Origin of the sequence: Psychrobacter sp. TB55-MNA-CIBAN-0194 (assembly GCF_040309505.1) — a bacterium.
GTDB lineage: Bacteria > Pseudomonadota > Gammaproteobacteria > Pseudomonadales > Moraxellaceae > Psychrobacter > Psychrobacter fozii.
Genome location: NZ_JBEOOW010000006.1, coordinates 120,131 through 144,856, shown reverse-complemented (window position 1 = coordinate 144,856; position 24,726 = coordinate 120,131). Strand labels below are relative to the sequence as shown.

The following is a 24,726-nucleotide window of genomic DNA, read 5'->3' as shown; positions in this document are numbered from 1 at the left end:
AATACCTAATCATACAAATTCCAAACCGCCAAAATAGGACTTAAAAACATTATGCCAAAACGTACCGACATAAAAAGCATTCTTATCATTGGCGCAGGCCCTATCGTCATCGGCCAAGCATGTGAGTTTGACTACTCAGGCGCGCAGGCGTGTAAAGCACTAAAAGAAGAAGGTTACCGCGTCATCTTGGTCAACTCAAACCCTGCGACCATCATGACCGATCCTGTCATGGCAGATGCCACTTACATCGAACCAATTACTTGGCAGACGGTTGAGCAAATCATTGCCAAAGAACGCCCTGATGCTATCCTGCCAACGATGGGCGGACAAACGGCATTAAACTGTGCATTAGATTTAGATAAGCATGGCATATTGACCAAGTACGACTGCGAGTTGATTGGCGCGACTAAAGACTCAATCGAGATGGCAGAAGATCGCAATTTGTTTGATAAAGCCATGAAGCGTATCGGCCTTGAATGCCCACGCGCTGAAACGGCTGAGACCATGGAAGAAGCATTTGCTACCCAAGAAAAAATGGGCTACCCATGTATCATTCGTCCTTCATTCACGATGGGTGGTTCAGGTGGCGGTATTGCATATAACCGTGATGAATTCATTGAAATCTGTGAGCGCGGTTTTGACTTGTCTCCTAACCATCAGCTACTTATCGATGAGTCGTTGATTGGTTGGAAAGAATACGAGATGGAAGTGGTGCGTGACAAAAACGACAACTGCATCATCATCTGTGCCATCGAAAACTTTGACCCAATGGGTGTACACACCGGCGACTCTATCACGGTTGCACCTGCACAGACTTTGACGGACAAAGAATACCAAATCATGCGTAATGCCTCATTGGCAGTACTGCGTGAGATTGGTGTAGAAACTGGCGGCTCAAACGTACAGTTCGGTATCAACCCTGATACAGGTCGCATGGTCGTCATCGAGATGAACCCACGTGTATCGCGTTCATCAGCATTGGCATCAAAAGCCACTGGTTTCCCGATTGCTAAAATCGCGGCAAAACTGGCGATTGGTTATACCCTAGATGAATTGCAAAACGACATCACTGGCGGCAAAACACCAGCAAGCTTTGAGCCTGCGCTTGATTATGTTGTGACCAAGATACCTCGTTTTAACTTTGAAAAATTCCCGCAAGCCGATAGTGTTTTATCAACGCAGATGAAATCAGTCGGTGAAGTGATGGCGATTGGCCGTAACTTCCAAGAGTCGATGCAAAAAGCATTACGTGGTATGGAAACTGGCAATGATGGTTTTGATGAGCAAATTGACTTTGCCGCTATCAAAGACGGTAGCCTTAGTACTGACAAAGCCCGTAGCGAGATTCATAATCGCTTAACCATTCCAACGCCTGAACGCATTTATTATATTGCAGATGCCTTCCGCATCGGTATGAGCGTCGATGAGGTCTTTAATCTTACCAAAATCGACCCATGGTTCTTGGTACAAATCGAAGACATCGTAAAAGCTGAAGCACAGGTTAAAGCGTTAGGTTTTGGCGGTTTAACTGAAGACAACTTGCGTCGCTTTAAACGTAAAGGTTTATCAGATTTACGTCTTGCCAAATTACTTGGCGTCTCGCAAAAGCAACTGCGCAAAAAGCGTTGGGATTTAAACGTGTATCCAGTTTATAAGCGCGTGGATACTTGTGCGGCAGAATTCTCTACCAGTACCGCTTATATGTACTCAACGTACGACAGCGAATGTGAAGCCAACCCAACCAATAACAAAAAAATCATGGTTATCGGTGGTGGTCCTAACCGCATCGGCCAAGGTATCGAGTTTGACTATTGCTGTGTACATGCTGCACTTGCGATGCGTGCAGATGGCTACGAAACCATCATGGTCAACTGTAATCCAGAAACGGTTTCAACTGACTATGACACCTCTGACCGTCTCTACTTTGAGCCAATCACGTTAGAGGACGTGCTAGAAATCGTCCGTATCGAAAATCCTGATGGCGTCATTGTACAGTTCGGTGGTCAAACGCCATTGAAACTGGCTCGCTCCCTTGAAGCCGCTGGTGTGAAAATCATCGGTACTAGCCCTGATGCGATTGACCGCGCTGAAGACCGCGAACGCTTTCAGCATATGATTCAGCAATTGAATCTTGTTCAACCAACCAATGCATTAGCGACTAGCTTGGAAGACGGCTTGGTTAAAGCAAAAGACGTTGGCTATCCATTGGTTGTACGCCCATCTTATGTACTAGGTGGCCGCGCGATGGAAATCGTCTATAACGAAGATGAGCTAAGACATTATCTGCGCACTGCGGTACAAGCATCAAACGAAGCGCCAGTACTGCTAGATCGATTCTTAGATGATGCTATCGAAGTCGATGTAGACTGTGTCTGTGATGGTACTGACGTCGTGATTGGCGGCATCATGCAGCATATCGAACAAGCGGGTGTTCACTCTGGTGACTCAGCCTGTTCGCTACCGCCTTACTCGCTATCTAAAGAGTTATGCGATGTGATGCGCGCACAGACCATTGCTATGGCTAAAGAGCTGGGCGTTATCGGCCTGATGAACGTACAGTTTGCCGTAAAAGGTGAAACTATTTATATCCTTGAGGTCAATCCACGTGCTGCCCGTACCGTACCATTTGTCTCTAAATGCATTGGTACCTCATTGGCGCAAATCGCTGCTCGCTGCATGGCTGGCACGTCGCTCAAAGACCAAGGATTTACCAAAGAGATTGTTCCTGCATTCTATGCCGTTAAAGAAGCGGTCTTCCCATTTGCCAAGTTCCCTGGTGTCGATCCAATCTTGAGCCCTGAGATGAAATCAACAGGTGAAGTCATGGGCGTTGGTAAAACCTTTGGTGAAGCGTTCTACAAAGCCATCATCGGTAGTAATGAGCGTCTGCCAGGTCTACCAACTGAGGGCGAAACCAAAACCGTCTTTATCTCAGTACGTGACAGTGACAAAGCGCAAATCGCTCCAATCGCGCGTCAGCTTGTAGACTTTGGCTTTGACATTGTGTCTACCACTGGTACACAAAAAATACTGAGCGACGCTGGTATCGAATGTAAGCAAATCAATAAAGTGACCGAAGGCCGTCCACATATCGTCGATGCATTGAAAAATGGTAACATTGACCTTATCATCAATACGACTGAGGGCAAGCAGGCACAAGAGGATTCATTCTCTATCCGCCGCAGCGCGCTACAAGGTAAAGTATTCTATGTCACGACATTGGGCGCGGCAGATGCAATTTGCAAATCTTATTCGATTGACTTGCCATTCGAAGTTTATAAGCTACAAGATTTACATGAACAAGCAAAGACTATTGCTTAGCTCTATTGACTTGGCTGAATAATTTCAGTAGATTAAGCATAACAGTCAGGCTTATGTAAAAGCTCATGCGAAATTGGTTTTTATATGACAGTAATGCTCTAATCAAACAATACCTTTGAAAAGACAGACCCAAAAAGCATAGTGGCTAAACTGCGACTATGCTTTTTATTACGTAAGGTTAAGTGTGCTGCATTAGTGGAGCATAAATACGCTCATACATAACCACTCGTATGCTAGTTATGCAGCCTAAACCACTCTCTTTTTATATTTTATACCCATTGCAATAATCCCAACACCATCTCACTATTCACTAAGAGTAGGAGATGGTGTGGTGTTATTGGTTTAAGGAAAAAACATGCAACGTTATCCCATGACTCCGCAAGGACATGAGGCTCTAGAAGCCGAATTAAAACAGTTAAAAAGTATCGACCGTCCACGCATTACGGCTTCTATTGCTGAAGCTCGCGAACATGGCGATTTAAAAGAAAACGCTGAATATCATGCAGCACGTGAGCAGCAAGGTTTTTGTGAAGCACGTATCCGTGATATCGAAGCCAAGCTTGGCGGCGCGCAAGTTATCGATCCTTCGACGCTACCACAAGAAGGTCGCGTGGTATTTGGTGTGAGCGTTATCATCGAAAACATGGACACCGAAGAAGAAAAACAATACCAAATCGTTGGTGATGACGAAGCAGACTTTAAAGCGGGTAAAATCTCTGTCAACTCGCCAATCGCTCGTGGTCTTATCGGTAAATCAGAAGGCGATGAAGCCCGTATTGAAACGCCAAAAGGCGTGGTCGAATATGAAATTATGAAAGTCATATACAACTAGTATCACTCCATCATTTGGCCTAACATCTTATGAAAAACAATGATGGCTGAATGATTGACCGTGGCTATTATAAATACTGATACCCTCGTTATTTGACATGCGCTATAGTGTCAAATAACGAGGGTTTTTTCTTTACACGTTATCTACTGCTTCACTTACTATTACTTTAAAGGAGTCTTTTATGAATATGGATTTTGCAACATCACTGGTTATCACCAAAAAAATAGCGGTTCAAAAAACATCAATAGCCACTGCTATCTCTTCGATTGTTGCAGGCACTTTACTTGCCGTATCCTCAGCACATGCTGCGCCTGAAATAAGCATTAATCCGTCTGCTAGCGGCAGCACAACTGTGGTTGAGCAGTACTCTGATGGTAACACCGCGACTATCACTGCAACACCTAATGGCATCACCATGCAGGACGGCATGCCTTATGCTGTGACTCAAGTAACAACGACTCCAAGCTATGTCGTTCGTCAAAGCGCTAACGATACTATCATTTCTCAGGCCAGCACCACCGTCACTAGTGTGCCTGTGACCAATCAGGGAACCAACGCCGTCACCAAAGTGAACGTTATCACTACACCACTCAATAACGTAAAGCAAGTACTGCCTGTTGCCTCTGCTACTCAACTGCCAGTAATGAATGCATCAACTGCCATTCAAGTCATGACCAGCTCATCGACGCTTAATCAATCCACACTTAACCAATCAGCAATTAGCCCAACCTTTACCGATCAAACAGCTAAGACGGTTTCTTTAGAGACCTTACAACTGACCCCAAGCTTTAGTAAGCCTGATATCGTCAATGCACAAACCAAGGTCATGAAAATATTAAAGAATAAAGAAGGACGTGAGATAGCAGTGCCTGCCAATCATATTGCTCAAGGTGATATTATTGAATACCACACCACTTATACCAATACCACCAATCAACTAGTAAACGGTATCAATGCGATGGTTTCGCTACCGAATGGCATTCAATTGGTATCGCTAAACAGTTTACTGCCAACCCTTGCAACCACAGACGGTAATAGCTATCAAGTGATTCAACCAATGAGTAATACGGCCGCGACGCAAGTGAGCTACTCTGGTCTTAAATGGGATTTGGTCAATCTAGATGCCAATGCAACACAGACCGTAGTAGTACGCGCTAAGGTTCAATAAAAACTAGGGCATGGTTATTTAGTAAATTTGATGAAGTCTTGCTGGCTAACTCTCTAGCCGGCAAGACCTTCTTTTAAATTGCCAAGTTTTCAATCATTGAGGAAGATAAATAATGAGCGTACTGTCCATTAAAATACTATTATTCCTCATTGTTCCCGTGGGCATATTTACAGTATTCAAAGCAATAAAACTGCTGAGAAACGCATTCAATGGCGACGTATTATTAGCGATGCCCTACTATGATAGCGTTGGTAATTTTACTGTCTCGAAGTCCGGTGTTTATAGCATTTGGCACAAAGGCCCTGTGTTTAAAAAAACGCCACTGGCTCAGTTCCGACCTCATATCTCAAGTACAACTACTGGCAAAGAGATTAAGCTTAATCCCTCAATACTATCTCCACGCTCAAATAATTTTGACACTGGCAGAATGGAGCTGTTCACTTTTCGGGCGGAAGTTGGTCATTACGAATTGAAGCTAGTATCAGGGTCAAGCACCTCAAGACTACAAGCAATTGTAGGAAATGCCATACCTTTGGCAGATATTGATTTGAACCGATACTCTATCGAGGTTAAAAAAAGCCAGTCACAGGTACTGACGATACTCGCTATCCCCCTTCTACTGCTTGGTATTTTAGGTATTGTCGGTAGCTTGGTGCTTGGGTTACTGGCCGAGCAATTTTTTGTATAAACTATAGCCAATCTCAATACAGACGTACTAGAAGCTAGAATTTCATCTAAAAAATTATCTCAAAATACACATAGGTAAGCGACAACCGTTGTCGTTTACTTTCTTAATTTTAGCTATAATTACAATGACTTAACGCTAATTTTGTTAAAATAGTCTTTCATTAATGCATTGGTAAATACCGCTTATGGCAACCATCAATTATGAACGACTACAGGGCAAACTCAACATCTTAGCGGACGCTGCTAAGTATGACGTTTCCTGCTCTTCCTCCGCTGGTACACGCAAGAACCAAGGCGGCGGTCTCGGTGATGCCTCAGCGACAGGTATCTGCCATAGCTATACCGAAGATGGCCGCTGTGTCAGTCTACTCAAAATCCTGCTGACCAATCATTGTATTTATGATTGTGCTTACTGTACCTCACGCAAAAGCAATGACACCCCACGTGCTGCCTTTAGTGTCGAAGAAGTCGTTGATTTGACCATGCAATTTTATCGCCGTAATTATATCGAGGGACTGTTTCTCAGCTCAGGTATCTTTAAAAGTGGCGACTACACGATGGAGCGATTGGTTGAGGTCGCTAAACTACTGCGTACCCGTGAGCGCTTCAACGGTTACATCCATCTGAAAACCATCCCAGGTGCGTCAAAGGAGCTACTGCTAGAAGCTGGACTGTATGCTGATCGCTTGAGCGTTAATATTGAGATTCCGACCAAATCAGGATTGGCATTGCTCGCGCCAGAAAAATCGCATGAGCAATTAAAGGCACCCATGGAAACGGTAAAAGAAGAGATTATCACCATCCGTGAGAGCCGTAAAACCCATAAGAAAGCGCCAAAATTCACGCCAGCCGGTCAAACCAGCCAGATGATTGTGGGTGCCAGTAATGAGACCGACTTGCAAGTCATTCAGCTATCGAGCCACTTCTATAAAACGTATGATCTAAAGCGTGTCTACTACTCAGGTTATGTACCGATGCTGTCTGATAATCGTCTGCCAGCGATTGGAACGCCGGTGCCTATGGTGCGAGAGAATCGTCTCTATCAGGCAGATTGGTTAATGCGTTTTTATGGGTTTGGTGCGCATGAAATCGTTGAGCCGGACTCGCCATTTTTAGATTTGGACTGTGACCCAAAGTTGGCGTGGGCAATACGCCATCGTGAGCACTTCCCTGTCAACATTCAAACCGCAACTTATGAAATGATTGTGCGCATACCTGGTATCGGTACCAAGACGGCTAAAAAAATAGTGAAAGCGCGCAAGTTTAATCAGCTGACCTTATATCATCTCAAAAAGATGGGAGCGGCCGTCAATCGTGCCAAATACTTCATCGCAACGACGGGTAAAAACGAGCATCTTGCTCATTTGACCCGCGATAACTTCCGTCAATATGTACTGGCACAGACGCAGACCAAGTTTAAAGATCAGCGTAGCGGGCAGTTGGCCTTATTTTAAATATGCGAGTAAAGTTTATTCGTAAAATGGATTATTAAAATAAGCCACTACACATCAACTGTTTTCTGAGGGTAGCTAATGTCAGTACTTGTTCAAAACAAAACTTACTCTATCGGCCAAGTAACGCCTAGTATTGTGCTTTATGAGCCAAGTTTTGAAGGTTGGCTGAGTGCGGTCTATCATGCCTATGAGCATAAACTACAACACGATTCCGCATTACAGCTCATAGCGCAAGATTGTTACGTACCTTCATTGATTGCTCAAGCAACCAGCGTGGCAACTGATGAAGACAAAGCCGAGCGTGTCCTCACAAAACTGAATAAGCTATTGGGGCGCTCAGGTATGCGCAATATACTTTGGGGATTTTTATCTGAAAAGGACAATATCGGTACTACTCTATTTCAAGTAGTTAAATACGCCATCGACTACCCTAGCCGTTCTATTATGCAAGATTTGGGTAATTTAGACGTCCTTGAATTGGTACAGACGGTCAAATCTGTGGGTCGTGAAAAGCACCGCATGGAAGCATTTGTACGTTTTGAGCATACCACTGATGATATATATTTTGCGCGAGTGGAGCCTGATTTTAATGTATTACCATTGATTGGTGAGCACTTTCGTCAGCGCTATCAAGACCAGCATTGGGCCATTTATGACATCAGTCGCGGATTTGGTATTTATTATGACAAAAGCCAAAGTACACCATCACGCCCTGCCACACTGCAAACCATTACTGACCTTGATGATGCCGTATTGCGTAACCCTGCCAGTATTCATAGCGAGGACGAGCAGCGTTACCAGAAGTTTTGGCAAGGCTACTTTACCAACGTCAATATCAAGGAACGTAAAAACCCCCGTTTGCACAAGCAGTACCTGCCGCAGCGCTATTGGAAGTATTTGAGCGAAAAACAAGTACTGCCCAATGCTGAACATCTACAAAAACGTCGCTAAGCGTTTTCAGCATTGTATTCTAAGACAACCTTATCCATTGCTCTAAAAACAAACGCTTTAACTTTACCTTGATGGTTGAGTTTTTACTGCTTTTAACTGACAATAGCAACTTGATATTACTAACCTGTGATCGACGCTATTATGAAAGTTATGCGCTTACTGTCGTCTTTGAAGCATGATGAATCCGAGCGCGGTATTTTTCATCTTGGGCGTGCATTGGTCAAAAATGGACATACCTCTATCATCGTCTCAAGCGCTGATGAAGACAATGATTTGGTCAGACGCCTCAAGCGTGACGGCAATATCTATCACCAGTTGCAAATGAATAAAAAGTCTTGGTTATCATTACTCCAAGTTGCCCCACTGCGCCATTTGATTGAAAAGTACGAGCCTGACGTGATTCATGCGCACTCACGTACGCCAGCATGGATTGTGCATTTAGCCTTGCGCCGTGCACGTGTCAAACGCATGCCAAAACTGGTCTCGACCATGTATGGTTTTTACCCTATCAATAGATACTCACAAGCACTGCTCAATGTCGACACGCTGATTACCGTATCTGATAGTGTTACTAACTATCTAAAACACCGACTACGCCGTGAAGACACCGCACCAAAAATCATAAAGCGTATCTACCGCGGTATCGATACTCGTCGCTACCCCTATCGGCATAATCCCTCAGTTTATTGGCTACGTCACACCTTTGCAGAATACCCAGAGCTTGAGCACAAAAAGTGGCTGATATTTCCAACCATTATCGGCAATGAATATGGTCAAGAGTGGTTGATTGATATTTTAGGTAATTTACAAGAGCAGTTCCCTAATATCCATGTCATTATCATGGACGATGACTATAAAGATGGCGATGTGGCGCATGAAGATTTTCGTCAACGTACCAATACCTTAGGTCTGGCGGAGCGCATCACTTACGTGGGTAGCAAGCGCAATGACATGCGAGAGTGGCTATCGGCGGCAAATATCGTGATGGCACTGGCCAATGAGCCAGAGTCTATTGGTATCAATGCGCTGCAAGCGATTCACTTAGGCACTCCCGTCATTGGCTGGGATCAAGCGGCCTTTAGCGAAATTCTACAACCGCTTTATCCGCAAGGATTGGTCAAAAAATACAATGCGACCTCACTCTGTAAAGCGGTTAGAAACCAGTTGGAAAGCGTGACTCGCCCTGAGATGACGAACAAATTCACGATGCGTGAGATGATTGAAGAAACCCTCAAGGTTTATCAGAATCTAAGTGATATGGCGCTGGCAGAAGAGCAAGCTGAAGCCGATGCAGCAGCAGTAAGAAGAATTAAGAAGTATTTGAAACCCACTGCCAATACGATAAACAATAAAGCCAAAATTTATGATGCTAGGGCAAAACATAGCGATTCGCTAGCAAACACAGAACCTGCTAAAAAAAGGCTTTCTGAAGCAGCCAACCTCTCAAAAGAGACAGATACTTAGAAAGCCTATTATAAATATTTAGCTATCTACTGACTGTGCGCCTGTAGATAGTTCCGTGCCCGTTCGTACCAGCCCCCACCCTTTCAATTAATATGTCGCTGGGGTATGCGCGCTGACGATGCGAGTGATGGCATTGCTTGGATTGATAAAAGTATGCGGATGACAGGTTTTAATGACGTAGCTATCGCCTTCATTTAACAGGTAGGTAGTATCATCAATACGGATAATAATCTTGCCTTCGATGACCGTACCAATCTCCTCACCTTCATGAGAAATCCTATCTTCAGTCGAACTATTCGGCTGATAAACCTCAATCAAAAACCCTAAATTCTTGATCGGACTGCCATTGAACACCTGTTTGATGGAGACCCGACTGTTTGGCTCACTAATCTCTATGAGGTCTTTTGGCGTAACGACGACTCTGTCCTTACGCTCTTTCCACTCGTCACTAAAAAAGGTATTGAGGTCAGAATCCAGCACCTGCAAGATCGCTTTTAGCGTGTTGACAGCAGGGCTAACCTTATTACGCTCGATAGCACTGATTGAGGTATTGGTCAGTCCTGCCAGTCTCGCCAGTTTACGCTGTGAAAAGCCTTTGGTAAGGCGTAGTTGATTGATTTTTTTACCGATATTCTCTTCTGGCTTTTCAACCGATTCAGACGCCTCCTGTTCTTCAACAGAGATTACCTCGTCATTTTCTGGGATATCGTTATCAGGATTTTGTTTGACTGGCATAGTGAATAAATTCCGTAAATAAAAATTTGGAAAAACCATCTTGTGCATAATTCAGCTCAGGATGCCATTGTACACCAATCATAAACGGATGTTCTATTAAGCTAATCGCCTCTACCAATCCATCACGTGCCAGCGCCTCTACAAACAAACCCTCACCCACTTTATTGATGGCTTGCTTATGTAATGAGTTAACGTGCCACTCGTCGCCAAATGCTGCAAGCTTCCCCTTAGGCTGAATAATGACGTCATGTACTGGCTGATATTGCACTTCGAGCGGCTGGGTATTGTCTTCTAAATGCTGCTCATAGAACCCTTCTACTTCACGCCAATCTGGGTGTAGCGTGCCATTGAAATGCACATTCATCTCTTGCAATCCTCGGCATACTGCTAGTAAAGGTGTGCCAGATTCCGCTGAATAAGCCAGTAGTTTAAAGCTCAGCTCATCACGATTTAAATCCTGCTTTTCTTCTACATGCGATGCGCCATAACGTATCGGCGCGACATTACTATAACTCCCTGTCAGCACAATACCATCTGCCAGCGCGACCAATGCATCGAAATTCTCGCTGTCAGCAGCCGTATAGGGAAGCAATATTGGATTGCCACCATAATGTTGAATAGCATCGATGTATTTTTGATATACCGCTTGGGCTGGCTGGCCGTCCACCATTTTGTGACAGGAGACGATAGCGATGATAGGTCTAGAAGTAGGCATGTGTTTTTCCCTAAATGTGATATCTGTACCTAGATGTCCAGATACTGCGGTATTTAACTTAACTAAAATTTATCATAACTACCTAGTAAATGTAAACTATAAACTTCATTGTCTATTAAATTGGTTAATATGAGTTATATAAATTACTTTTAGGTAATTAAAAATAAATATTGACAACTATAACCTTCATCCATATATTAAAAGACATCTTTATGACAAAGAACAATTTTTATACATTTAGAAAGCTGATAGACAGTATCCCGAAATACGTTAAGTGCTTCATATCGTGAACAAAATCAGCAAGGCCAACCCAAATATTTCAAAAACTGACAGGGATGAACAACATGACGACGACCAACGGAACCATCACATCTGCAAGTAAAACTGAATATGTATATGTTGCAGCAGGTGATATTAACGGCTTACTTCGCGGTAAACGTATCCCATTTAACCAAATGGACAAAGCACAAGCTGGTGGCATCCGATTGCCTCTATCTATTTTAGGCGTCGATATTTGGGGTGCAGACGTCATCGAGTCCTCTCAGTGTAATGGTGATATCGATGCCATTGCTCGTCCTACAGGTCGTGCCGCTTATCCCCTTCTTAATACCAGTGCAGCCTCATCGCTATTACCTGTTTGGCTTTATACCGAAGACAATGAACCGTATTACGGTGATGCCAGACACGTTTTGGACTACATCAGCAAAAAATTCAAAGCGCTTGGTTTGACGCCGGTCATGGCGACTGAGCTTGAGTTTTATTTGGTGGACTACACAGAAGGCGAGACGCCAAAACCACCTATTCGTCCGAAAAGCGGCCTGAGATTAAACAAAACCTCTATTCTAAGCATCAATGATTTATTACAGTTTGATGAGTTTTTAGACGAAGTCTATGCTCAGTGCGAGAAACTCGATATTCCTGTTGATGCGGCATTAGCTGAGAATGGCTGTGGTCAGTTTGAGATTAACCTACTCCATGTTGATGATCCGTTAAAAGCCGCCGATGATGCCATCCTATTCAAACAAGTTGTCAAAGCAGTAGCAGCTCGTCGCAAGCTAACCGCCACCTTTATGGCAAAACCGTTTGGTCTACAGTCAGGCAATGGCTTCCATGTACATTGCAGCTTATTAGATAAAGATGGCAACAATGTCTTTGATGATGGCTCAACAGAAGGCTCAGATATATTACGTCATGCCGTCGCCGGGCTATTGAAGACCATGTCAGATTGCACGTTATTGTTTGCACCACATGTCAACTCTTATCGCCGTTTTGCACCAGGTACATTGGCACCGAACAATGTGTCATGGGGCTATGAAAACCGCACAGCAGCCGTACGTATCCCAGGTGGCGATCCAAAAGCGCGCCGTATTGAGCATCGCGTCTCTGGCGCTGACGCCAACCCTTATCTCGTCTGTAGTGCGGTGCTGGCAGGCATGCTGTATGGTATCGAAAACAAACTGGAAGCACCTGAACCAATCAATAGCATTACTTATAATGAAGAAGACCTCAAAACCTTACCGTTAGATTGGCTCTCAGCCATTCGTCAGTTTGAAAACAGCGACGTCATTGATGCGTTATTCCCAAGCGAAATGATTGAACTGCTGATTGCGGTTAAAAAACAAGAAGCCAAACGCTTCTCTCAGCAAGTCACCAATCTTGAATACCTCACCTATTTACAGGATGTCTAATATGTCAAATAGCAAACCGTCTAATAACACGCGCAATATCCCGCATTATTCAGATAAAGGACAGTATCCTGATAGCTACTATGCTGCCAGTCGCAATCCTAAACCAGATAGACCAACGCTAGAAAATGACATTCATGTTGAGATTTGCGTGGTCGGTGGTGGCTACAGTGGCCTATCAACGGCACTGCATCTCATGGAGACAGATCACGAAGTGGTCGTGCTAGAAGGCGCACAGATTGGTTGGGGTGCATCGGGTCGCAATGGTGGTCAGATTGTCAACGGTCTGAATGCCAGCTTAGAAAAAATCAAGAGCTCTTATGGTCAACAAAACGCCGATTTTGTCGGTCAGCTCGTCACACGTGGTGGCAAAATCATTCGCCGACTAATCCAAGACTACGACATCAGCTGCGATTTGAAAGAAAAGAATATCTTTGCCGCCTTAAACAACGGGCAGTTAAGAGACTTGCAGAAAACACATGCACTGTGGGAAAGCCACGGTATGCATGATCGCGAAATGCTAGACAAATACGGTATGCAAGAGCACATCAAGTCAGAAGCCTATGTAGGCGGGGTTATCGATCATTCAGGTGGACACTTTCATCCGCTAAATCTTGCACTTGGTGAAGCGGCTGCCATTGAATCACGTGGCGGCACTATTTATGAAAACACCTTAGTCGTCGATGTTGAATATGCTGATGATCATATCAAGGTCATTACTGAGTTTGGTACGGTCACTTGTAAGCAAGCCGTTATGTGCGGTAACGCTTACTTAAACAAAGTCATTCCTAAGCTAACTGACCGAGTCATGCCCGTATCGACACAAATTATCGCCACCGAACCATTAGGTGACTTAGCAGATAGGCTGCTCCCAACTGACGTCTGTGTCGAAGATGTCCGCTATATCCTTGATTACTATCGCCTGTCAGCAGATAAGCGTATGTTGTTTGGTGGTGGTACAGTCTACGGTGGTCAAGATCCTTCTGATATCACTGCCAAAATCAGACCCAACATGAATAAGATTTTCCCAGAGCTGCGCGATGTAAAAATTGATTATGCATGGAGCGGTAACTTTGCGTTGTCTTTTTCACGGGTACCGCAGATGGGCAAGCTACATGATCGCGTGTTTTTTGCACACGGTTATAGTGGACATGGCGTGACAGGCTCGCATCTGTTTGGACAGATATTGGCTGATGCTATCAATGGCAATACCAAAGAGTTTGACACGTTTGCAAAAATTCCATGGATTCCTTTCCCTGGTGGTCGCGCACTACGAGTACCTTACTCTATGATGGGATCATGGTGGTACGCGCTAAAAGACACGACTGGCTTATAAGTAACGTAATGGCTTCAATTTTCTGCTTAATGATAAGCAAGACTTTGAAGCCATTAATGCAACAGATTGTTATTACTAACTCGACAGGAAGTCCACTCGTACTTCCTATCGATCATCACCTTAAAAACAGGATCTTTTCTATATAAGCCATAATGTCACACAAGGAACGTCACCATGAACATGAAACTCAATGACGCTGTTGAAGGACAGTATCATAACAAACGAGTATTTCTCACTGTCGTAGTGGGAATAGCTATCTATCTTGCCTTTGTCTGGTTATCATCCACCCGCGATGCATCAGAGTCTTGGGGAATCCTCTCCTTACTACCTACCATGCTGGTACTCATCATTGCCATCGTCTCCAGACGCCCCTTTGAGTCAATGATCGCAGGCTGTATTGCTGGCCTTGTCATGCTCAATCCTTTCGATCTAGTCTCCCCTTTTGCAGATAATATCTCAGCCGTACTCGGTAACGAAACCATCATTTGGATTGTTCTCGTTTGTGGTCTCATGGGTGGTCTTATTCAATTGCTCGAAGTGAGTGGTTGCTTAGATGGTTTTAGTGAATGGCTCAAAAAAATTATTAAATCACGTAGACAGTCGTTACTCGCGACTTTCGCATTGGGCGTTGTGGTCTTTATTGATGATTATCTAAACTGTTTGGCCGTTTCTACCTCCGTAAAAAAACTGACGGATAATTATGGTGTCTCACGTGAAAAGCTTGCTTACATTGTGGATTCTACCGCTGCACCTATGTGTGTAATCGTTCCTATCTCTACATGGGCGGTCTACTTTTCAGGCTTGTTAGAGGAAAATGGCGTGGCAGCAGACGGCGCTGGTATGTCGCTTTATATCAGCTCTATACCTTTTATGGCCTATGCTTGGTTTGCACTACTTATCGTGTTCTTGGTGGCTTACGGTATCTTAGGCGACTGGGGTCCGATGAAACGTGCAGAGAAACGCGCGAAAGAAGGTAATCCTGTTCCAGAAGACTTTGTCGATGAACAATTGGTTTCAAATGTTAAAGCCAAACGTACGTTATCATTCAAAGCCAATATTTTTAACTTTGCATTCCCAATGATTTTGCTTATCGTCTCAACTATTTACTTTGAAGTGGATTTATTAAGAGGCGCATTGCTTACCTGTTTTGTGACCGTGATGGTCTATTGGGCACAAGGTCTTTTAAGTTTTGAGACCCAAGTAGAGTCTATTTTTACAGGCTTTAAAGTCATGTTATATCCATTATCGACCGTTATTGGTGGTTTCTTTTTGAAAGCCATTAACGACGAGCTTGGTATGACCATGTATGTCATTGACGCTATCTCACCGCACATGACGATTATCATCTTCCCTGCTGTTATTTTCGCTGTCATGGCTTTCTTAACCTTTGCAACCTCATCAAGCTGGGGCCTATACGTCCTTGCCATGCCGATTGTATTCCCAGTAGCAGCTGCACTAGGTGTTAGCACGCCATTGGTCATCGGTGCTTTGTTATCAGCGTCTTCATTTGGTAGTCATGCTTGCTTCTTTAGTGATTCATCATTACTAGCCGCACAAGGTGCTGGTTGTTCGCCCATGCAGCATGCATTCACGCAGTTCCCTTATGCGATGCTTGGTGCTGTGCTATCGGTTGTTACCTTCTTAGGACTTGGTTTTATGATGGCTTAACGCTAGATAGTGAGTAAAGAAGCTGCTACTGCTACTCTCACTGCTAAATAACTTCTTAACCACAATACGGCTTAAATATACAACTATTTAAGCCGTTAATATGACCAAACCTTACTTTTATTACGCTTTATTTTATTCATATAAAAGACAAATTATAATCAAGGAGCTACACCATGCGATCAGTTACTGTTGCCAGCACTCAAATAGCCTGCACTTGGGACAAACAAGAAAACATCGATAAAGCAACCGCATTGGTCACTGAAGCTGCGAAAGCTGGTGCCAATATCATCTTGCTACAAGAGTTATTTGAGACCCCTTATTTTTGCCAAGTACATGATTTTGAATACTTCAACTTGGCTACCGAAGTCGAACACAATACAGCCATCAATCATTTCAAAGAACTGGCAAAGTCGCTTGAAGTAGTACTGCCTATCAGCTTTTATGAAAAATCAGGCAATGCGATGTTTAATAGTGTGACCATTATTGATGCCGATGGCGAAATACTGGGCACCTACCGTAAAACGCACATTCCAGACGGTATCCCTTATGCAGAGAAATTCTACTTTACGCCTGGTGACACTGGGTTTAAAGTTTGGAACACTAAGTATGGCAAAATCGGCGTTGGTATTTGCTGGGATCAGTGGTTCCCTGAATGCGCTCGCAGTATGGCCCTGATGGGTGCAGAGATACTGCTATACCCGACCGCCATTGGTGATGAGCCAACCCTAAACATCAACTCAACTGGCCACTGGCAGCGCTGTATGCAAGGACACTCTGCGGCTAACCTCATGCCGGTTATCGCCTCCAACCGTATTGGAGAAGAAACCATCAGCCAAAATGGTACTGACAGCACCATGCAGTTTTATGGCAGCTCGTTTATCACTGATGGGCGCGGCGAGATTATACAAGAAGCCTCAACCGATAAAAGCGAATTTATCATGGCCACGTTTGATCTAGATGCACTGGCAGAACAGCGTCGTCAATGGGGCGTGTTCCGCGACCGTCGTCCATCAATGTATGGCACATTACTCACGCACGGCTAACCCATTCTCCCTATTTTTATAACCGCTTGAGTGCGATAAGGTGACTTTATGTCCAAATTACTGACAGGTTCGACCCCCAAACAAGATGGCTTTTATATGCCTGCAGAATTTGCACCGATGCAAAAAGTCTGGATGGTATGGCCGTATCGAGAAGACAATTGGCGACAGAAAGCCGTCCCCGCACAAGCAGCCTATGCAGATGTTGCTACTGCCATCAGACAGTTCAGTGAGGTTGGCGTTTTGGTCAACGCTGATGATTTTGATGCTTGCCGTGCGCAATTGCCTGATAATATCGATGTGATAGCCATGCCAAGCAATGATGCGTGGGCGCGTGATACCGTTCCGACATTCTTAATCAATGATGCTGGCGATATGCGTGCGTGTGATTGGACATTTAATGCATGGGGCGGCGATTATGATGGCCTTTATACGCCTTGGGATGACGATGACAAGCTCGCTGAGAGACTGTGCGAGCACTTAGATATTGAGCGCTATCGTACAGACGGTTTCGTACTAGAAGGTGGTGCGTTTCATGTCGATGGAGAAGGTACAGTATTGACCACCCGTATGTGCTTGCTCAGTCCCGGGCGTAATCCACACCTAAATGAAGCACAAATCGAAGACGTGCTGAAATCGCATCTAAATGTCGAAAAAGTGCTGTGGGTTGATGACGGTATCGATCCCGATGAAACCACTGGGCACATTGATGATATTGCCTGCTTTGCGCGACCTGGCGAAGTGGTCTGCTTATTTACTGATGATACTGAACATCCATTCTATGAAGCCACGCAAAAGGCGTATCAGCAGCTCTCAGAGATGACTGATGCCAAAGGTCGGCAGTTAAAAGTGCATAAGCTATGCTGTACCAAGCAATCTGTAACCTTGCCTGACAATGCTGATATTATTCAGTCAGAAGATGCCAAGTCTCGTAATACGGACGATATTTGTATCGCCTCTTATGCTAACTTTCTTATTTGTAACGGCGGTGTCATTGTGCCGCAATATGATGATATTAATGACAGTTTAGCGATTGAACAGCTTGAAAAAATCTTCCCTCAGCATCAGGTAGTGGGAGTACGAACGAAAGAGATTGTGTTTGGCGGCGGCAATATCCACTGTATTACTCAGCAGCAGCCTATCGCCAACGCGCAATAACGAGATTTATGTATTTTATACATGGCTTTCTAAATATAAAATTTTAAACATAACCAAAAATAAAATGTAAACAAAAGGACTTTTTATGAGCGATTATCAAGTAAATAACCCAGCCACAGGCGAACTCGAAGCCACCTACCCTACGGCAACCGAACAAGATATCCAACAAGTGATTGAGCAAGCGGACACAGCTTATCAAAGCTGGCGTCATGTGCCACTAAATGAACGCAGTGCACTACTTCATAAAGTCGCTGATATCTATCTTGACCGTCAAGAAGAGCTAGCACGTATCGTCGCCAATGAGATGGGTAAACCAGTCGCTCAAGCAAAAGGTGAGGTTGGTCTGGTCGCTGACATCTATCGCTACTACGCAGACAATGCTGAGCAACTATTAGCCCCTAATACCATCGACGTTGATGCAGGAACAGCTTCTGTAGAAAAACGCCCTGTAGGCGCACTACTAGGCATCATGCCTTGGAACTATCCACATTACCAAGTAGCTCGCTTCGTCGCGCCAAACGCTATGGCGGGTAACACTATTATTCTAAAGCATGCACCGCAATGCCCTAAGACAGCCGAAATTATCGTCGATATCATGAAAGACGCAGGCATGCCTGATGGGGTTTATAACAATATCTTTGCGACCAATGAGCAATCAGCGACCATCATCAACGATACACGCGTACAGGGTGTTTCATTGACGGGTTCTGAGCGTGCAGGTCAAGCGGTTGCAAAAGAAGCTGGCGGCGCACTCAAAAAAGTTGTCTTAGAGCTTGGTGGTTCGGATGCCTTTATCGTTACTGCTGATGCAGACATCAAAAAAGCCGTACAAAGAGCCATCTCAGGTCGTTTTGGCAATGTCGGACAAGCCTGTAATGCGGCTAAGCGCCTAATTATCGTCGATGACGTGTATGATCAATTCGTTCAAGAATTCACCGATAACGTACGTGCCATGACATTGGCAGACCCGTTAGACGAGCAGACGTTTATGGGACCAATGTCTTCAAAAGCGGCAGCCGATGGTCTTCAAAAGCAGCTAGATAGCGCTATTCAAGCGGGTGCTACTGTTTTAGTAGAAGGCGGCATAGTAAAAGATAAGCCAGGTGCTTGGTTTGCCCCAGCTGTACTAACGGATGTGACTGAGTCAATGGATGTCTATCGTCAAGAGCTATTCGGCCCTGTCGCTGTCATTTATAAAGCTCGCGATGTCGACCACGCCATCCAAATCGCTAACGATGTGCCGTTTGGTCTCGGTGCTTCTATCCAAACGCAAAGTCCAGAACTGGCCGCAGAAATTGCTGAGAAATTAGAAGTGGGTATGGTCACTATCAATGCCCCATCTGGTAGTGAAGCCAATACACCATTCGGTGGTGTTAAGCGCTCAGGTTTCGGTCGTGAGCTAGGCACGTTAGGTATTACTGAATTCTTAAACTATAAGCTGATTCGCAATAAAGCTAGCGCATAAAATAAATGCATTAATCTAAACATTCTATTGCTTTCCTAAAACAGAAAAAGCCTAACGTTTGACGTTAGGCTTTTTTAATGTGTATTTTAAATAGAATTAACTCTTCGGCGGGTTATCTTTCAACCATAGCTGATTTACGATTTTTAATTCGCGCAATTCTTCTGCCATGATGGCTTCACTTTTGCCAGGGTACTTAATGGTTGCATAACCATATAGCGCCACACCTAACACCGTCCAACCAAAGAAAATCCACCATTCGATAGCGGTAAGCGCAGATGGCATACCTGGCATGTATAGTGCCAATAAGCCAAAGCTTAGTGCGATCGTGATCATACCCACCAGTTTACCTGCAGGTATCTTAAATGGACGTACCATATCAGGCTCACGGTAGCGCAGTACTAAGAAAGAAATAGCAACACAAGTATAAGCAATGACGATACCAAAACCACCAGCATCAACAATCCAAACCAACATTTTGCGACCAAATAATGGCGCGAGCGTGGCTAAACCACCAATCAATAAAATCGCATTAACAGGTGTGTTATATTTTGGATGTAATTTACTTAAGAATGCTGGCAACATATGCGCTTTTGACATTGCATATAGTAGACGACTACCACCAATCAAGAACGCATTCCAGCTTGATAAAATACCTAATACACCACCGATAACCAATAGAATACCGGCCCATTTACCATGCCACGCATTGGTCATTGCATCCGCGGTCGCCAAGGTAGAGTTTTCTGCTTGAATCAATGGTAATGTGGTACCCACACTCCATGCAACTGCGATGTACCAAAGTACCGCAATCGTTATTGATACGATTAGGAATTTACCGATATTAGGACGGGTTAAATCAATCTCTTCAGCCGCTTGTGGAATCACATCAAAGCCGACGAACATAAAGGGAACCATCACGATAACTGCCATCACGCCAGCAGCGCCACCAATAAACGCCGGAGCTTGTATCGCAGTCGATGTCGCAGGATTATATAATGCCGCACCAATGAACAGTAATATACCGACAAACAAGATCCCTACAACTGCTGTTTTTTGGAACCATGCACTGACTTCCATGCCTCGCACATTCAGCCATGTGACAATCACTGATCCCAGCATCCCCACACCTACCCAAGTGGCATAGACATCCCAACCAGCGATCGTCCAAAGATAACCCTGATTATAATTGGGAATAAAATATTCAACCACTGTCGGCAAGGCGACTGCCTCAAATGCGACGACTGAGAAATAACCAAATAGAATACTCCATGAGCAGATAAAGGAGACATTGACCCCTAGTGCTCGGTGGGTATAAGTATGCTCACCGCCCGTAATAGGCATTGATGAAGCGAGCTCAGCATAAGTCACACCAATCAGTATCACTGCCAAACCACCCAATAAAAACGCTAACATCGCGCCCCACGTACCAGCAGATAAAATCCAGCCGCCAGCCAGTACTACCCAACCCCAACCTACCATAGCGCCAAATGCTAAGGCTATGATATCAAACATCCCCAGCGATTTTTTTAGTCCAGACATAACTTACTCCTTGTCTATGTGTCACCCAGATTAACTCGTCAAAGCTAAACTGGCTTTAGTGTATTCGGGCATAGCCCATTATCGTTATTTTCCGTACTTACCCTCTCATAGGGCATACCTATGAATGGGGTTAAATCGCTTTCTTCATTCCCTGTATTGACCTTGTATTTCGGTCATAATAAAAAGCCCGCTCAAAAAAATAACGGCGTCTTGTCATGCAAGGCGCCGTTATTTATTCAATCACTCAGAGTAAGTACTCTTAATTACTCTCAGGACAGGCTTACCATTGCTTTTAAATAACTGCCTTTTAAAACATTGCTGTTCAAATTAAGCAGTTAATATGCCACCAATGATATCAAGACCTTCTTGTAGGATTTCATCTTCGACCGTCAATGGCACCATTACGCGGATCGCATTGCCATACATACCGCAAGACGCTAATAGCAAGCCTTGCTCAAAAGACTTCTGTTTAAGGTTCGCAGTTGCGGCAGCATCTGGCTTGCCTTCGCTGTCAACCAAATCAAATGCTAGCATGGCACCTTTATAACGAATGTTGCCAATGCTGCTTAAATTTAAGCCTTTTAAAAATTCGGCAATGGTATCGCCAATCACGACACTACGCTCAAGCAAGTTTTCTTCTTCAATCACTTCTATGACAGCCAATGCTGCCGCCAACGCAATCGGGCTACCAGAATACGTACCACCCAAACCACCTACTTGCGGTGCATCCATAATGTCGGCACGACCAATAACTGCTGATACAGGATAGCCACCAGCCAAACTCTTAGCCGTGGTCATCAAGTCTGGTTCAACACCTAACTGCTCGCCTGCAAACAAAGTACCCGTTCTGGCAAAGCCACACTGGACTTCATCAAAAATCAAGACAATGCCATGCTCATCACAAATCTCACGTAATGCTTTGGCAAATGATGGGGTTACTTGATGGAAACCACCCTCGCCTTGAATAGGCTCAATGATCATTGCCGCTACTTCGCTTGGATCGATGTCGGCTTGGAAAATCATATCAAGGCTATGCAGTGCTTGTGCTTCTGTGATGTTTAACTCTTCAGCAGGGAACAATGCATGGAAGACAGGACCAGGCATTGGGCCAAAGTTCTTTTTGTATGGCAATACTTTACCAGTTAAGCTCATGCACATCATGGTGCGACCATGCCAGCCACCAACGAAAGAGATGATGCCTGGGCGACGGGTTTTCGCACGAGCGATCTTGATGCAGTTTTCGACGGCTTCAGCACCAGTGGTCAAAAACAATGCTTTGGTTGGACCGCTGATAGGTGCTTTTTCACAAAGTTTTTCTGCAAGGTCGACGTAGCTTTCATAGCTAACAATTTGTGCAGCAGTGTGCGTGAATTTGTCTACTTGCTCATGCACACGTTGGGTAATCTTTGGATGACTATGACCAGTATTTAATACCGAGATACCACCAATAAAATCAATATAACGCTTGCCTTCAACGTCCCAAATCTCTGAGTTTTTTGCTCTTTCGGCAAAGATAGGAAACGCGATACCAAGGCCGGTAGGTAAAACAGCTTTACGGCGGGCAAGTAATGCTTCGTTAGTGGTTTGGGTGTTCGTGGTCATCAGAATGTCCTTTTTTCATGTGGTGTTGGTTGTATTAAATTCATTACTATCAATAGTATTACTATCGATGTCATTGCAATTGGTACTAGTATCTTTAGTACCATCACAATGGCTACCATTAAAATGGGTATTACATTTTAGTGATCGTTATATAGTCGATTCAATATAATCGATTCAATATAATCGATTCAATATAGTGGAATGACTATATTAGCTAACGTCAGAACACCAGTACTTGGTTACTACGTAATCTTCGATGCCATATTTTGAGCCTTCACGACCAAAGCCTGATTGCTTCACACCACCAAACGGTGCTACTTCTGTAGAAATCAAACCAGTGTTGTGACCGATGATGCCGTACTCCAAGCCTTCCGTCACACGCCATGAGCGAGCATAATCACTACTGTAGAAATAAGCCGCTAAGCCATAGATAGTGTCATTAGCAGCACGAATAACTTCTGCTTCGTCTTTGAAGGTAAAGATGGTAGCGATAGGGCCAAAAATTTCCTCAGAAGCGATATCCATATCACTACTGATATCCGTAATAACGGTCGGATTGTATGCCAGCTCTGAGGCACCGTTAGTGCTACCGCCAGTGATAAGCTTTGCACCTTTATCTAATGCATCTTTGAGTAGCGCTTGTACTTTATCTAGGGCTTTTTTATTGATGAGAGGTCCAATATCGACACCTTCATCCATACCGTTACCAACGTTTAGCTCAGCTACTTTTTTGACAAAGATGTCTAAAAACTCATCTTTGATACTGTCTTGAACATAGACACGGTTGGCACAAACACAAGTCTGACCAGCATTGCGGTATTTAGACGCAATAAGACCTGCCGCTGCTTTTTCAAGATCCGCATCATCAAAAACGATAAATGGGGCATTACCACCCAATTCTAACGACAGTTTTTTGATGGTTGGTGCACACTGAGCCATCAACGTACGACCCACTTCTGTAGAACCTGTAAATGACAGCTTATGAATACGTGCATCACCCGTTAGAATTTCACCAATCACCGAAGATTTTCCAGTCACTACCTGTATAACACCTGCTGGAATACCCGCTTCTTCTGCTAATGCACCCAGTGCCAATGCAGAAAACGGCGTTTCAGTCGCAGGTTTGATAATAATCGTACAGCCAGCTGCCAATGCAGGAGCGGCTTTACGGGTAATCATCGCTGCTGGAAAGTTCCAAGGCGTAATAGCAGCGCAAACACCGACTGGCTGCTTGAGCACGACATGACGTAACTGTGTGCTATTGGCAGGAATTACGTCGCCATAGACGCGCTTACCTTCTTCTGCAAACCAGCGAATGAAGCTATTGGCATAACCAATTTCGCCGCGTGATTCAGTCAAGGGCTTACCTTGCTCAGCCGTCATAATGATAGCGAGATCTTCTTTGTTAGCATCGATTAGGTCTGCCCATTTTTGCAACAGCTCTGAACGCTCTTTTGCAGTCTTGGCTGCCCAAACAATTTGCGCTTCATGAGAATAGGCAACAGCGTCATTGACGTCTTCGGTGGTAAGGCTTGGCACTGTACCAATGAGTTCATCATTAAAAGGGTTGGTTACATCGAGGGTCGCGGCATCGCTAGAACCATGCCAACCGTCTTTGGTTAGACACTGTTGTTTAAGCAAGTCTGGATTAGATAGTTTTATATTTGCTGTGGGCTTTGTCATAGTAATGCTCCTTGTCGGCAAGCTCATTGCCAATTTATAACTCTTAATAAGATGACCACTTGATAGAGGAGTAAAACAGTTATTGATAAACGACTTATTGTTCAATATACTGTACAACAATTCCATATGTGAGACATCATTATAGGAATGATACGAGACACTTTGCAACCCTTATTCCTTTTTTAATTGAAATTTTTGCTATTATCCTAATTATGTTTCCCTC

Annotated in this window: 18 protein-coding genes; 13 read left to right on the top strand and 5 right to left on the bottom strand. The window is 44.2% G+C overall.

From position 1 onward, the window contains the following. Positions 1–51 precede the first annotated feature (51 nt). The 7 genes from carB to AAEY75_RS08940 all read left to right on the top strand — a co-directional run bounded on the left by carB (position 52) and on the right by AAEY75_RS08940 (position 9,877). Complete coding sequence (gene carB / locus AAEY75_RS08970) at positions 52–3,321, top strand: carbamoyl-phosphate synthase large subunit (RefSeq protein ID WP_352259396.1); 3,270 nt, start codon at positions 52–54, stop codon at positions 3,319–3,321. A 355-nt stretch (positions 3,322–3,676) separates the two neighbouring features. Next, positions 3,677–4,153: a transcription elongation factor GreA gene (gene greA, locus AAEY75_RS08965; RefSeq protein WP_110922744.1), complete on the top strand. Its 477-nt coding sequence runs from the start codon at positions 3,677–3,679 to the stop codon at positions 4,151–4,153. Between the two features lie 181 nt (positions 4,154–4,334). Continuing rightward, positions 4,335–5,321, top strand: coding sequence for a hypothetical protein (locus AAEY75_RS08960; protein ID WP_352259395.1), 987 nt, complete (start codon positions 4,335–4,337; stop codon positions 5,319–5,321). 112 nt (positions 5,322–5,433) lie between these two features. Beyond that, positions 5,434–6,009, top strand: coding sequence for a hypothetical protein (locus AAEY75_RS08955; RefSeq protein WP_352259394.1), 576 nt, complete (start codon positions 5,434–5,436; stop codon positions 6,007–6,009). 184 nt (positions 6,010–6,193) lie between these two features. Next, positions 6,194–7,462, top strand: coding sequence for a putative DNA modification/repair radical SAM protein (locus AAEY75_RS08950; protein WP_197100088.1), 1,269 nt, complete (start codon positions 6,194–6,196; stop codon positions 7,460–7,462). Positions 7,463–7,540: 78 nt separating this feature from the next. Continuing rightward, positions 7,541–8,413, top strand: a complete 873-nt coding sequence (locus tag AAEY75_RS08945) for a TIGR03915 family putative DNA repair protein (RefSeq protein WP_352259393.1) — start codon at positions 7,541–7,543, stop codon at positions 8,411–8,413. Positions 8,414–8,554: 141 nt separating this feature from the next. Beyond that, positions 8,555–9,877 (top strand): glycosyltransferase, encoded by a 1,323-nt coding sequence (locus AAEY75_RS08940; protein ID WP_227681427.1) that lies wholly within the window; start codon positions 8,555–8,557, stop codon positions 9,875–9,877. Between the two features lie 87 nt (positions 9,878–9,964). On the opposite strand, the gene AAEY75_RS08935 is transcribed toward AAEY75_RS08940, so the two are convergent. After that, complete coding sequence (locus tag AAEY75_RS08935) at positions 9,965–10,612, bottom strand: cupin domain-containing protein (RefSeq protein ID WP_352259392.1); 648 nt, start codon at positions 10,610–10,612, stop codon at positions 9,965–9,967. Continuing rightward, positions 10,590–11,327 carry a gamma-glutamyl-gamma-aminobutyrate hydrolase family protein gene (locus tag AAEY75_RS08930; protein WP_352259391.1) on the bottom strand — a complete coding sequence of 246 codons (738 nt, stop codon included), beginning with the start codon at positions 11,325–11,327 and terminating at the stop codon, positions 10,590–10,592. The genes AAEY75_RS08935 and AAEY75_RS08930 overlap by 23 nt, the downstream gene beginning before the upstream one ends. Positions 11,328–11,671: 344 nt before the next feature. Between AAEY75_RS08930 and AAEY75_RS08925 the strand changes: the two genes are divergently transcribed. The 6 genes from AAEY75_RS08925 to AAEY75_RS08900 all read left to right on the top strand — a co-directional run bounded on the left by AAEY75_RS08925 (position 11,672) and on the right by AAEY75_RS08900 (position 19,679). Then, positions 11,672–13,015: a glutamine synthetase family protein gene (locus AAEY75_RS08925; protein ID WP_194197303.1), complete on the top strand. Its 1,344-nt coding sequence runs from the start codon at positions 11,672–11,674 to the stop codon at positions 13,013–13,015. Between the two features lies 1 nt (position 13,016). Further along, positions 13,017–14,348: an NAD(P)/FAD-dependent oxidoreductase gene (locus AAEY75_RS08920; protein WP_227686665.1), complete on the top strand. Its 1,332-nt coding sequence runs from the start codon at positions 13,017–13,019 to the stop codon at positions 14,346–14,348. A 174-nt stretch (positions 14,349–14,522) separates the two neighbouring features. Beyond that, the gene (locus AAEY75_RS08915) at positions 14,523–16,016 is read left to right on the top strand and encodes a Na+/H+ antiporter NhaC family protein (protein ID WP_352259390.1); all 1,494 of its coding nucleotides are present in this window, start codon (positions 14,523–14,525) and stop codon (positions 16,014–16,016) included. 173 nt (positions 16,017–16,189) lie between these two features. Next, positions 16,190–17,059, top strand: coding sequence for an N-carbamoylputrescine amidase (aguB, locus tag AAEY75_RS08910; RefSeq protein ID WP_352259389.1), 870 nt, complete (start codon positions 16,190–16,192; stop codon positions 17,057–17,059). A 48-nt stretch (positions 17,060–17,107) separates the two neighbouring features. Beyond that, entirely contained in the window at positions 17,108–18,214 is a 1,107-nt protein-coding gene (aguA, locus tag AAEY75_RS08905; protein WP_352259388.1) for an agmatine deiminase, read from the top strand. Positions 18,215–18,299: 85 nt separating this feature from the next. Further along, entirely contained in the window at positions 18,300–19,679 is a 1,380-nt protein-coding gene (locus tag AAEY75_RS08900) for an NAD-dependent succinate-semialdehyde dehydrogenase (protein ID WP_352259387.1), read from the top strand. A 96-nt stretch (positions 19,680–19,775) separates the two neighbouring features. Here the strand turns inward: AAEY75_RS08900 and AAEY75_RS08895 are convergent, their stop codons facing one another. The 3 genes from AAEY75_RS08895 to AAEY75_RS08885 all read right to left on the bottom strand — a co-directional run bounded on the left by AAEY75_RS08895 (position 19,776) and on the right by AAEY75_RS08885 (position 24,530). Further along, the gene (locus AAEY75_RS08895; RefSeq protein WP_110922731.1) at positions 19,776–21,218 is read right to left on the bottom strand and encodes an APC family permease; all 1,443 of its coding nucleotides are present in this window, start codon (positions 21,216–21,218) and stop codon (positions 19,776–19,778) included. Positions 21,219–21,545: 327 nt separating this feature from the next. Then, positions 21,546–22,820: a 4-aminobutyrate--2-oxoglutarate transaminase gene (gabT, locus tag AAEY75_RS08890; protein ID WP_197100077.1), complete on the bottom strand. Its 1,275-nt coding sequence runs from the start codon at positions 22,818–22,820 to the stop codon at positions 21,546–21,548. Positions 22,821–23,030: 210 nt separating this feature from the next. After that, the gene (locus AAEY75_RS08885) at positions 23,031–24,530 is read right to left on the bottom strand and encodes an NAD-dependent succinate-semialdehyde dehydrogenase (RefSeq protein ID WP_201551906.1); all 1,500 of its coding nucleotides are present in this window, start codon (positions 24,528–24,530) and stop codon (positions 23,031–23,033) included. Positions 24,531–24,726 lie beyond the last annotated feature (196 nt).